This window comes from Megasphaera sp. MJR8396C, from assembly GCF_001546855.1.
GTDB lineage: Bacteria > Bacillota > Negativicutes > Veillonellales > Megasphaeraceae > Megasphaera.
Genome location: NZ_KQ958209.1, coordinates 1 through 13444, shown reverse-complemented (window position 1 = coordinate 13444; position 13444 = coordinate 1). Strand labels below are relative to the sequence as shown.

Here is a 13444-nt window from a genome sequence, read left to right as displayed (position 1 = left end):
AATGTATCTTATCATTTTTTATAATAAAGGAGCGAATTCGATGAATATCATTGATGAATTGTCTTGGCGCGGCGCCGTCAATCAGATGACAGATGAAGAGGGGCTGCGGAAGCTGACGGAAGAAAAGAGCATCTCTCTTTACTGCGGCGTCGATCCGACGGGCGACAGCATGCATATCGGGCATTTGATCCCGTTCATGATGCTCAAGCGCTTTGCCAATGCCGGTCATCATCCCTTCGTCGTCATCGGCGGCGGTACGGGTACCATCGGTGATCCGAGCGGCCGCAAGACGGAACGGCAGCTGCAGACCCTTGATACCATCAAGAACAATGCAGAAAAATTAAAAGCCCAGTTCACGCACCTCTTCGGTGATTCAGAGAATATCACCTTTGTTAATAACTACGACTGGCTCAGCCAAATCGGCCTCTTGGAATTCCTCCGCGACTACGGCAAACTGTTCAGCGTCAACATCATGCTCAGCAAGGAAGTCGTTGCCAGCCGCTTGGAAGCGGGCATTTCCTTTACTGAATTTTCTTACCAGATCCTCCAGTCCATCGACTTTGAACACCTCTTTTCAAAGAACGACGTCCAGCTTCAGATCGGCGGTGCCGATCAGTGGGGGAACATTACGGCCGGGATCGATACGATCCGCAAGATGCATGGCAGCGAAGCTAAAGCCTTTGGCCTGACCATCCCCTTGATGCTGAAGTCGGACGGCACGAAATTCGGTAAAACGGCCGGCGGTGCCGTTTGGCTCGATCCGGAAAAGACGTCGCCCTTCGAATTCTACCAATTCTGGCTCAATCAGGATGACGCCGACGTCGTAAAATACCTGAAGTATTTTACCTTCCTCAGCAAAGAAGAAATCGACGCCCTGGCCGAAGCCGTTGAAACGGAACCGGAAAAACGATTGGCTCAGCGCCGCCTGGCTGAAGAAGTCACGACCTTCGTCCACAGCCCGGAAGCTTTGAAGGAAGCCCAGAATATTACGGAAGCCCTGTATCACGGCAGCATTGCTGACTTGTCGGAACACGAATTGGAACAGGCTTTCGGGAAGATGCCGACCGTCGACGTTACCAACGAAGACAAGGACGTCGTCAACTGGCTCATCGATGCCAACATTTACAAGTCGAAACGCCAGGCTCGTGAAGACATCACCAACGGTGCCGTCACCATCAACGGCGTCAAAGTGACCAGCGTCGATGAAATCGTCAAACCCCATAAGAACTCGAACGGGAAATTCGTCATCGTCCGCAAGGGCAAAAAGAAATATACCCTGGCCCGGGTTCAGCAGTAAAATCAGGCTAAATTATTTAAAAAAGAATATTGACGGAATATTTTCTATATGCTATAATAACTCATTGCAGAATGTTCAATTGATGTTATGAGATGCATGGAGGAAACGCTTCCGGTGAGCAAAAAATTAAGCAAGGTTCAATGTCTCTAAGAGCCTTGCTTTTTTGTCGCTTTATGAAGCGCTTAACGACGCGCTTGGCGCGATTATAATGGTTTACTTTTTATAAGGGGTGAAGAATCAGCATGTTCAAACCTGTACAAGTAGGGAAAAGGACTCGATACACATATGCTAAGATTAACGAGGTCTTGAAAATGCCTCATTTGTTGGATTTACAGAATAAATCCTACGAATGGTTCCTCGAAAAGGGACTTAAAGATATCTTCAAAGACATTTCTCCTATCGAAGATGCATCGGGCAACCTGTCTTTATCCTTTGAGGGTTTTAAATTAGGGGAACCGAAGTACGACATTCGTGAATGTAAGGAATGCGATACGACTTATGCCGCACCGCTCCGAGTCCAAATCCGTCTTGTCAACCACGAAACAGGTGAAATTAAGGACCAGGAAGTATTCATGGGTGACTTCCCTCTGATTACTGATACAGGCACATTCATTATCAATGGGGCCGAACGTGTTATCGTCAGCCAGCTCGTTCGTTCTCCGGGTGTATACTACGGTCGCGAAATTGACCCGATGGGCATCCGCCTTTACAATTCGACGGTCATCCCGAACCGCGGCGCCTGGATTGAACTCGAAACCGATGCCAACGATATCATCTATGCCCGTATTGACCGCAACCGTAAGATTCCGGTTACGGTTCTCATCCGTGCCCTGGGCTGGGCGTCCAATTCGGATATCCTTGATCTCTTTTTCGATGACAAACGCCTGAAGGCTACTTTTGAAAAAGATACGACGGAAAATCAGGACGAAGCCTTAATTGAAATTTATAAAAAACTTCGCCCCGGTGAACCGCCGACTGTTGAAAGCGCCCGCAATCTCTTTGAAGGTTTGTTCTTCGACCCGCGCCGTTATGATATGGCCCGTGTCGGTCGTTATAAAGCCGGTAAGAAGCTCGGTTGGGAACGCCGTCTCTTCGGCCTTACCCTTCACGAACCGATCGTCAATCCGGAAACGGGGGAAATCATCGTCGATGCCCATACGGAAATCGGCTCGGCAGAAGTTGAAAAAATCCGTGAAAGCGGTGTCTTCCACCGTGAAATCGCAGCTGATGCACCCCTCGGTGATGGCGGCGGTTTGGTAGAAGCCTTCGTTGAAAAGCAGGATGGCTCTGTCTATAAGATTATTTGCAATAACAGCGACCTGCCTTATGACCATCGGACGATTACCCGCGAAGATATCATCGCTCATATCGGCTACCTCCTCAATTTGATGGATGGTTTTGGCACTGTCGACGATATCGACCATTTGGGCAACCGCCGTCTGCGCTGCGTCGGCGAACTCCTCCAGAACCAGTTCCGTATCGGCCTCACCCGAATGGAACGTGTCGTCCGCGAACGCATGACGATTCAGGATGCCGAAAGCATTACGCCCCAGGTCCTGATCAATATCCGCCCGGTCGTAGCCGCCATTAAAGAATTCTTTGGTTCCAGCCAGCTGTCCCAGTTCATGGACCAGACTAATCCCTTGGCTGAAATTACACATAAACGCCGTCTGAGTGCCCTTGGCCCCGGCGGTTTGTCCCGTGAACGTGCAGGCTTTGAAGTCCGCGACGTCCACCATTCGCACTATGGCCGTATGTGCCCGGTAGAAACGCCGGAAGGTCCGAACATCGGCTTGATTTCGTCCCTGGCTTGTTTCGGCCAGGTCAATGAATTCGGTTTCATTGAAGCTCCGTACCGCCGCGTCGACAAAGAAACGGGCGTCGTAACGGAAAAGGTTTACTATATCACCGCCGATGAAGAAGAACAGTACGTCATTGCTCAGGCCAACGAACCGCTCACCGAAGACGGCCATTTCGTCAACGAACGCGTTGCCTGCCGTCACGGTGAAGATACTCGTGAATTCCGGGCTGACCGCGTCGACTTCATGGACGTATCGCCGAAGGAAGTCGTATCTGTCGGTACCTCGATGATTCCCTTCCTTGAAAACGACGATGCCAACCGTGCCCTCATGGGTGCGAACATGCAGCGTCAGGCTGTACCGCTCCTCCGTACCCAGGCTCCGCTCGTCGGGACCGGGATGGAATACAAGGCAGCCTGCGACTCCGGTGTCTGCGTCCTGGCAAAACACAGCGGCGTCGTATCCCACGTTACCGGCGATACCATCGAAGTCCGTACTGATTCCGGCTCGATTGATACGTATAAACTGATTAAATTTGTTCGCTCCAACCAGAGTACCTGCATCAACCAGCGTCCTTTGGTTTACAAAAACGAAGTCGTTACCGAAGGTCAGGTCCTGGCCGACGGCATGGCAACCGATGGCGGCGAATTAGCCCTCGGTTACAACATCCTCGTAGCTTACATGCCTTGGGAAGGCTACAACTACGAAGACGCCGTTCTCCTCAGTGAAGAACTGCCGAAGAACGACCTCTATACTTCGATCCATATTGAAGAATATGAATGCGATGCCCGCGATACGAAACTCGGCTCTGAAGAAATCACCCGTGAAATCCCCAATGTCAGCGAAGAAAGCACGAAAAACCTCGATGAAAACGGGATCATCATGATCGGTGCCGACGTATTCCCTGGCGACGTACTGGTCGGTAAGGTTACGCCGAAAGGTGAAACGGAACTGACTCCGGAAGAACGTCTCCTCCGCGCTATTTTCGGCGACAAGGAACGGGAAGTCCGTGATACGTCCCTGCGCGTTCCTCACGGCGAATCGGGCAAGGTCGTCAACGTTCGCGTATTCTCCCGTGAAAACAACGACGAACTGCCGCCTGGCGTAACTCGCCTGGTCCGCGTCTACATCGCTCAGAAACGTAAGATCCACGAAGGCGATAAGATGTCCGGTCGTCATGGTAACAAAGGTGTCGTCTCCCGCGTCATGCGCCAGGAAGATATGCCTTTCCTGCCCGATGGCACGCCGGTCCAGATCGTCCTGAACCCCTTGGGCGTACCGTCTCGTATGAATATCGGTCAGATTTTGGAAACTCACCTTGGCTGGGCTGTCCATGAATTGGGCAAACAGATCAAGGAAATGGATCCGGGTCTCGAAGAAAGACTTCGTGCTGCCGGCTATGACTTTGATAAGTACGGCATGCCGAAACCGGACGTAGCCGGGATTCACATTGCTACCCCGGTCTTTGACGGCGCTCAGGCTGAAGATGTATTTAATGCCCTTGAAATCGCAGGTCTCCCCAGTGACGGCAAGTCCGTCCTCTACGACGGCCGTACGGGCGAACCGATGGATCGCCGCGTCACTGTCGGCTATACATACTTCCTGAAACTGCATCACCTTGTCGACGATAAGATCCATGCTCGTTCGACAGGCCCGTACTCCTTGGTTACGCAGCAGCCTCTCGGCGGTAAAGCCCAGTTCGGCGGCCAGCGTTTCGGGGAAATGGAAGTTTGGGCTCTGGAAGCTTACGGCGCAGCCTATACCCTCCAGGAAATGCTTACGGTTAAATCTGACGATGTCGTCGGCCGTGTCAAGGCTTACGAAAAGATCGTCAAAGGTGAAAACATTCCGGAACCGGGCGTACCGGAATCGTTCAAGGTCCTCCTCAAGGAACTCCAGGCTATCGGCCTCGATGTTCAGATCCTCAATGAAGACGGCGATGAAGTCGTCATCAAGGAACTTGACGAAGACGATGAAACGGAACCGGAAAAGAACGACGAACTCCGTCGCGTCATGGAAGGTGAAAATGGTCCGGATACTCCGGCAGTACCTGCTGAAGGCAGTGATGAAAACGGTGAAGATGGCGATCAGGAACCCGCTGCCAACGGCGACGAAGATGACGTCATGAGTGCTATGAGCCTCGATGCCGTTGCCGAAGCAGAACAGGCTGACGATGATGATACTACTGACGAAGATGAATAACGAGTCGATAGAAGGGAGCGGTATTAGTGCTTGATGTGAATGAATTCGATTCCATGCGGATTGGCCTTGCTTCGCCCGAAAAGATTCTCGAATGGTCTCATGGGGAAGTCAAGAAACCAGAAACGATCAATTACCGTACATTAAAACCGGAACGGGATGGGTTGTTCTGCGAACGCATTTTTGGGCCGACGAAGGACTGGGAATGCCATTGCGGTAAATATAAACGTATCCGGTATAAAGGTGTCGTCTGCGATCGCTGCGGCGTCGAAGTCACGCGCGCCAAAGTCCGTCGTGAACGGATGGGCCATATTAAATTGGCTACACCTGTTTCTCATATTTGGTATTTTAAAGGCATTCCCAGCCGGATGGGGCTGATCCTCGACATTTCGCCCCGTTCGCTGGAAAAAGTCTTATACTTTGCTTCGTACATTGTCCTCGATCCCGGTGATACGTCTCTCCAGAAGCAGCAGCTGATGACGGAAACGGAATATCGCCAGTATCTCGACTTGTACGGCGATAAATTCCGCGTCGGCATGGGTGCCGCTGCGATTAAAGAGCTCCTTCAGGGACTCGACCTCGACCAGCTCGATAAAGAGCTGCGCGATGAACTCCGCGATTCTTCCGGCCAGCGCCGCGTCCGTGCGATCCGCCGTCTGGAAGTCGTCGAAGCCTTCCGTCATTCCGGCAACAAACCGGAATGGATGGTCATGGACGTCATTCCGGTCATTCCGCCGGAACTGCGCCCCATGGTTCAGCTCGACGGCGGCCGTTTTGCAACGTCTGACTTAAACGACCTCTATCGCCGGGTCATCAACCGTAACAACCGCTTGAGCCGCCTCCTTGAATTGGGTGCGCCGGACATCATCGTCCGCAACGAAAAGCGCATGCTTCAGGAAGCCGTCGATGCTCTCATCGACAATGGCCGCCGCGGCCGTCCCGTTACGGGCCCCGGTAACCGTCCCCTCAAATCTCTTTCGGATATGCTGAAAGGGAAGCAGGGCCGTTTCCGTCAGAACCTGCTCGGTAAACGTGTCGACTATTCCGGTCGTTCGGTTATCGTTGTCGGTCCGGAAATGAAGATGCACCAGTGCGGTCTTCCGAAGGAAATGGCATTGGAACTCTTCAAGCCTTTCGTCATGAAGAAGCTTGTCGAAAAAGAAATTGCGACCAACATTAAAAACGCTAAGAAAAAAGTCGAACGCGTCAGCAATGAAGTTTGGGACGTTCTCGAAGACGTCATCAAGGAACATCCGGTTCTCTTGAACCGTGCCCCGACACTGCACCGCTTGGGCATCCAGGCCTTTGAACCGGTCCTTTGGGAAGGTCGAGCCATTAAGCTCCATCCCTTGGTCTGCACGGCTTTCAACGCCGACTTCGACGGTGACCAGATGGCCTGCCATCTGCCGCTGTCGGTAGAAGCCCAGTCTGAAGCCCGGACGCTCATGCTGTCGTCGCACAACATCCTGGCTCCGAAAGACGGCAAGCCGGTTGCTGTTCCGACGCAGGACATGGTTCTCGGTGCTTACTACCTGACCTTGGTTAAACCGTCTGCCAAGGGTGAAGGCAAGATCTTCTCCGATTACGATGAAGTCATGCTGGCTTATGATGCCAAAGTCATCGATATCGAAGCCTTGATCAAGGTCCGCATTCCGGGCCACGGCCTCATCGAAACGACGGCAGGTAAGCTCCTGTACAACTACCAGATCTACGAACCGCTGCGCCTCTTCCATACGGATAAGGTCATGGTATTCGACGATCCGAAGGATGCCGTATTTGCTTACGAAAACGGCATCATCGACTGGACGCACTTCATCAAAGTCAAAGATGAAAACGGTCAGATCCTGGATTACGGTTTCTCCCAGTTGAAAGAAGCTTTCGGCGTCGACCTCATGGCCGTCCGCCAGCTTCCGAAACATAAGATTGATAAAGATGCTGTCGCAGCTTTCAAAGAAGGCAAGGAATATGTCGACGTCGATTGCCTCGGCGTCCTCATGAGCAAGAAGGAAATCGGCAAACTTGTCGATGCCTGCTTCCACCTCTTTGGCAACACTAAGACGGCAGAACTTCTCGATAATATTAAAGCTATCGGCTACCACTACGCTCGTCAGGCCGGTATGTCCATCGCGATTTCGGACATTCAGATTCCGGAAGAAAAATGGGATATCCTCGGCGCTGCTGACAAACAGGTACAGAACGTATCCAAGATGTATCAGCGCGGTCTCATTACGGAAGATGAACGGTATCGCAAGACTTGTGCTATTTGGGAAAAAGCGACCGACGACGTTACGGAAGTCATGATGGATAACATGGACCCGTTCAACTCCATCTTCATGATGGCTGACTCCGGTGCCCGTGGTAATAAACAGCAGATTCGTCAGGTTGCCGGTATGCGTGGTCTGATGGCTGACCCGTCGGGTCGTATCATCGACTTGCCGATCAAGGCAAACTTCCGTGAAGGCCTGTCCGTACTGGACTACTTCACCTCGTCTCACGGCGCCCGTAAAGGTTTGGCCGATACGGCTCTCCGTACAGCTGACTCGGGTTACCTGACCCGCCGTCTCGTCGACGTCTCCCAGGATGTCATCGTCCGCGAAGACGACTGCGACGTATTCGGCATCGATCTCGTCCGCGAACGGGCCCGCTTGGCAAGCTCCTGCCGCCAGGCTGTCAACCTCCTTCGCGATAAACTGATTGGCCGGGTTCTCGCCCGCGAAGCCATCGATCCGGAAACGGGTGAAGCTGTATTTGAAGCAGAACACCTCCTGACCAACGACGACATGGACACGATCATTGAACACCAGATTCCGAAACTCTATCTCCGCGGCAGCCAGATGGATATCAACGATGACCTCAATCATACCAACGTCATCGAAACGGTTTCCCTCGGCGCTCCGGAAGAAGGGTTCCGGGCAGCGATCCGCAAATCCATGGCGGAAAACATGCTCGGCAAGACCATCGAAGAAGCCGTCATCGATTCCAATGGCATTGAAATCTGCGCCAAAGGAACGCCGCTTACGGAAGACGCTATCGATCGCATCCTCAATAGCGACGTCAAAGAAGTCAAAGCCCGCAACAACGATATCCGCGGCGTAGAAGTCACGGCCATCGTCGAAGGCAACGGCGTCATTGAACCGCTCGAAGAACGAATCGAAGGCCGTACGGCCGCTGAAACCCTGGTCAATCCGGAAACGGGTGCCGTCATCGTGGCCCTCAATGAAGAAATCATGGCCGATCAGGCGAAAGAAATTGCTAAATATTACGATACCGTCCGCATCCGCAGCGTCCTTACCTGCCACAGCCGTTACGGTGTCTGTGCTAAGTGCTATGGCCGCGACCTCGGTACTGGCGGCAAGGTCAATGTCGGCGAATCGGTCGGCACCATTGCAGCCCAGTCCATCGGGGAACCGGGTACACAGCTGACGATGCGTACCTTCCATACCGGCGGTGTTGCATCGGCCGGCGATATTACCCAGGGTCTTCCTCGTGTCGAAGAATTGTTTGAAGCTCGTAAGCCGAAGGGCAACGCTATCGTCACGGAAATCAGCGGTACCGTATCGATTACAGAAAAAGAAGACCATCACGACATCAACATCGTTCACGTCCTCTCGAAAGATGGCGAAGAACGGAGCTACACGATCCCCTTCGGTTCGCACCTCGTCGTACACGAAGGCGATGTCATCGAAAAGGGCAGCCGTATCACGGCAGGCTCCATCAACCCCCACGATATCCTGCGTATCCAGGGCGTCGAAGCAACACAGCGCTACCTGGTATACGAAGTACAGAAGGTATACAAATCACAGGGTGTTGGTATCAACGATAAGCACATCGAAGTCATCGTTCGCCAGATGCTGCGCAAGATGAAGATTGAAGAATCCGGAGATGCAGATGTATTGCCGGGCGATTATATCGACGTCAATATCTTTGAAGATATGAATAAGCGCATCGCTAACAACGGCGGCAAGACCGCCATCGGCAAACCGATGCTCCTCGGTATCACCAAGGCCGCACTGGCAACGGATTCCTTCCTGTCGGCTGCATCCTTCCAGGAAACGACTCGTGTCCTGACCGATGCCGCTATTAAGGGTAAGATCGATCCGCTCTTAGGCCTCAAAGAAAACGTCATTATCGGTAAACTCATCCCGGCCGGGACCGGCATGAGCCGCTACCGTAAAGTAAAAGTAGTAAAGACCGTCCCGTCCATCAGCTATGAAGACGAAGACGGAAATCCCGTAGATGCCCCTGAAAGTGCTGTCGAAGCACCGGAAGCCGGACACTAAGAGAGAAAGGGAGCCCTCGCAAGAGGGCTTCTTTTTTATTTTTGACAGAGCGTCCTGATTTTGACCTGCTTGGAGTGGCTCAGAAAGAATATGAAACACACGGGAGAGTGTAATAAAAGATGTACTGGTTACGCAGTTTTTACCAAAAAACGCATTGACAGATAATTACCATGATGATAAAATATCTAAGTGTCGCAATGCGTGCATTGCGCCTAATTTGCAAGACGTAAGGAGTGAGGTTTCGTGAGCTTAGATGTCGCTGCCGGTGTCCGCAAAACTGTGGGGGCCAAGCAAACCTTGAAGGCAATGAAACGAAACGAAGTCACACACTTGTACATCGCCAAGGACTGCGATGAGCAAGTCGTAGCGCCGCTTGTAGAAGCATCTGAAGGGGCGCACATTCCTGTCGACCGCACGTATACCATGGCAGAGCTGGGAGTGGCCTGCCATATCAAAGTAAAGGCTGCGGCCGTAGGCTTGTTGAAATAACTTTTGGTAATATCATCTTATGAGCTCTGCTCGTTGATGATTACATTATAAATCTAATTGTTTGGAGAGGAGGTGCCCACATGCCAACAATCAGCCAATTAGTTCGTAAAGGACGTCAGGTTGCTTTAACCAAATCGAATGCGCCGGCTTTGAAAAACAGCCCGCAGAAACGTGGTGTCTGCACTCGTGTATACACTGCTACGCCGAAGAAACCTAACTCGGCTCTGCGTAAAGTTGCCCGTGTTCGCTTGACGAACTCTATCGAAGTAACAGCTTATATTCCTGGCATTGGTCACAATTTACAGGAACACAGTGTTGTATTAATCAGAGGCGGTCGTGTCAAAGACCTTCCTGGTGTACGTTATCATATCGTCCGCGGTGCTTTGGATACAGCTGGCGTTGCAGATCGTCAGCAGTCCCGTTCGAAATACGGCGCAAAAAAAGGTAAGTAAGATTTACCATTAAGATGAAACAGATGACATACACAATATAGAGGAGGAATTAGACATGCCAAGAAAAGGCCCCGTTGCGAAGCGTGATGTGCTGCCGGATCCGGTGTACCATTCCAAATTGGTAACGCGCTTCATCAACAAAGTTATGTTGGACGGCAAAAAAGGTGTCGCTGAAACCATCGTTTACGATGCTTTCGACATCATCCGTTCGAAAATGAATAAAGATCCTTTGGAAGTATTTGAACAGGCTCTCAACAACGTTATGCCTGTCCTGGAAGTCCGTGCTCGTCGTGTCGGCGGTGCTAACTACCAGGTTCCTGTTGAAGTACGTGCAGACCGTCGCTTGTCCCTCGGTATCCGCTGGACTGTCGGCTATGCCCGTCAGCGCGGCGAACGTACGATGAAAGAAAAGCTCGCTGGCGAATTGATGGACGCTTTCAACAACACAGGCGCTGCTATCAAGAAAAAGGAAGATACTCATAAAATGGCAGAAGCTAACAAAGCTTTCGCTCATTATCGTTGGTAATTTACGATATTTATTATTTTTTGAGGAGTGGAAAAAACCGTGCCAAGAGAATTTTCTTTGGAAAAAACGAGAAACATTGGCATCATGGCTCACATCGATGCTGGTAAAACCACGACAACCGAACGTATTCTGTTCTACACCGGCCGAGTTCATAAAATCGGCGAAGTTCATGACGGCGCTGCTACCATGGACTGGATGGCTCAGGAACAGGAACGCGGTATTACGATCACGTCTGCTGCTACGACAGCTCACTGGAAAGATCACCGCATCAACATCATCGATACTCCGGGGCACGTTGACTTCACGGTTGAAGTTGAACGCTCCCTGCGCGTACTCGACGGTGCTGTTGCTGTTTTCTCCGCTAAGGGCGGCGTAGAACCGCAGTCGGAAACGGTATGGCGTCAGGCTGAACATTATCATGTTCCCCGTATCGCATTCGTCAATAAGATGGATACGACCGGTGCTGACTTCCTGAACGTTGTCGAAATGATGAAAGACCGTCTTCAGGCCAATTCCGTCGCTATTCAGCTCCCGATCGGTGCTGAATCGACATTCAGCGGTATTATCGACCTCATTACCATGAAAGCTGAAATCTATGATGATGCTCTCGGTAAAGAAATCGAAATCGTTGACATCCCGGAAGACGAATTAGAAGAAGCAAAAAAATATCATGACATCATGGTTGAAGCTGTTTGCGATACCGATGAAGAACTCATGATGAAATACCTCGAAGGCGAAGAAATCTCCGTCGACGAATTGAAAGTAGCTATCCGTAAGGGCGTCTGCACGAACAAATTGTTCCCGGTCCTCTGCGGTTCTGCTTACAAGAACAAAGGGATTCAGATGCTTCTCGACGCTGTCGTCGATTACATGCCGTCGCCGCTGGATATTCCGGCTGTTAAAGGCACCAACCCCGACACCGATGAAGAAGAAACCCGTGCTGTTGATGACAAGGCTCCTTTGTCTGCCTTGGCCTTCAAGATCATGGCTGACCCCTTCGTTGGCAAGATGGCCTTCTTCCGAGTTTACTCCGGTACCCTCCAGTCGGGCACCTATGTTTACAACTCGACGAAGGGCAAAAAAGAACGTGTCGGCCGTATCCTTCGTATGCACGCTAACCACCGTGAAGAAGTTCAGGAAGCTTATACCGGTGATATCGGCGGCATCGTAGGTTTGAAAGATACGACGACAGGCGATACGCTCTGCGATGAAAAGAATCCGATCATCCTCGAAAAGATGGAATTCCCGGATCCGGTTATTTCTGTCGCTGTTGAACCGAAGACCAAAGCTGACCAGGAAAAAATGGGCATTGCCCTGGCTCGTCTGGCTGAAGAAGATCCAACCTTCAAAGTTAAGACCGATGCTGAAACGGGTCAGACCATCATCTCCGGTATGGGCGAACTCCATTTGGATATCATCGTCGACCGTATGTCCCGCGAATTCAAAGTAGACTGCAACGTCGGTAAACCGCAGGTTGCTTATCGCGAAACGATTCGCAAAGAAATCAAATCCCGCGGCTTCTTCAAACGTCAGTCCGGCGGCCGTGGTCAGTATGGTGACTGCTGGCTCGAACTCATTCCGCAGGAACAGGGCAAAGGCTACGAATTTGAAAACAAAGTCGTTGGCGGCGCTATTCCTAAGGAATATATCGGTTCTGTTGAAGCCGGTGTTAAAGAAGCAATGGAAACTGGCGTTTTGGCAGGCTTCCCGATGGTTGACATCAAAGTTGCCGTATATGACGGCTCCTACCATGAAGTCGACTCCTCGGAAATGGCCTTCAAGATCGCAGGTTCTATGGGCTTTAAAGAAGGCGCCCGCAAAGCCGATCCGGTTCTCCTCGAACCGTACACGAAAGTCGAAGTTGTCGTTCCTGAAGAATACATGGGCGACGTCATCGGCGACCTCAACTCCCGCCGTGGTCGTGTCGAAGGTATGGAAATGCGCTCCGGTGCAGAACATATCAACGCCTTCGTACCGCTGGCAGAAATGTTTGGCTATGCAACGGATTTGCGTTCCCGTACGCAGGGCCGTGGCGTTTATACGATGACCTTTGACCACTACGAAGAAGTTCCTAAGAACGTAGCTGAAAAAGTCATCAGTGAAAAAGGCTAATGCCTAATATAATTTAAATCACACTGGAGGAACAACAAATGGCTAAAGAACATTTTGAAAGAACCAAACCGCATGTCAACATTGGCACGATCGGTCACGTCGACCACGGCAAAACGACATTGACGGCAGCCATCACCAAAGTTTTGGCTGAAAAAGGCTACGCTAAATTCGAAGACTATGCCGATATCGACAAGGCTCCGGAAGAACGTGAACGTGGTATTACAATCAACACCGCACACGTTGAATATGAAACAGACAACCGTCACTATGCACACGTTGACTGCCCGGGC

General features: G+C 51.3%; 8 protein-coding genes. All 8 read left to right on the top strand.

The features are described from left to right. Positions 1–40: 40 nt before the first annotated feature. The gene (gene tyrS, locus HMPREF3201_RS10615; protein WP_062413035.1) at positions 41–1297 is read left to right on the top strand and encodes a tyrosine--tRNA ligase; all 1257 of its coding nucleotides are present in this window, start codon (positions 41–43) and stop codon (positions 1295–1297) included. A 242-nt stretch (positions 1298–1539) separates the two neighbouring features. After that, a complete protein-coding gene (gene rpoB / locus HMPREF3201_RS10610; RefSeq protein WP_062413034.1) occupies positions 1540–5298 on the top strand; it encodes a DNA-directed RNA polymerase subunit beta in 3759 nt (1252 codons plus the stop codon). A gap of 26 nt (positions 5299–5324) precedes the next feature. Then, a complete protein-coding gene (gene rpoC / locus HMPREF3201_RS10605; RefSeq protein ID WP_062413033.1) occupies positions 5325–9575 on the top strand; it encodes a DNA-directed RNA polymerase subunit beta' in 4251 nt (1416 codons plus the stop codon). A 243-nt stretch (positions 9576–9818) separates the two neighbouring features. Further along, positions 9819–10064, top strand: coding sequence for a ribosomal L7Ae/L30e/S12e/Gadd45 family protein (locus HMPREF3201_RS10600; protein WP_062413032.1), 246 nt, complete (start codon positions 9819–9821; stop codon positions 10062–10064). Positions 10065–10144: 80 nt separating this feature from the next. Then, the gene (rpsL, locus tag HMPREF3201_RS10595) at positions 10145–10516 is read left to right on the top strand and encodes a 30S ribosomal protein S12 (protein ID WP_044505178.1); all 372 of its coding nucleotides are present in this window, start codon (positions 10145–10147) and stop codon (positions 10514–10516) included. A 55-nt stretch (positions 10517–10571) separates the two neighbouring features. Continuing rightward, positions 10572–11042: a 30S ribosomal protein S7 gene (rpsG, locus tag HMPREF3201_RS10590; RefSeq protein WP_062413031.1), complete on the top strand. Its 471-nt coding sequence runs from the start codon at positions 10572–10574 to the stop codon at positions 11040–11042. 39 nt (positions 11043–11081) lie between these two features. Then, positions 11082–13154, top strand: coding sequence for an elongation factor G (gene fusA / locus HMPREF3201_RS10585; protein ID WP_062413030.1), 2073 nt, complete (start codon positions 11082–11084; stop codon positions 13152–13154). A gap of 38 nt (positions 13155–13192) precedes the next feature. Then, the coding region (locus tag HMPREF3201_RS10580; protein ID WP_231726844.1) for a GTP-binding protein at positions 13193–13444 on the top strand (252 nt) is incomplete at its 3' end.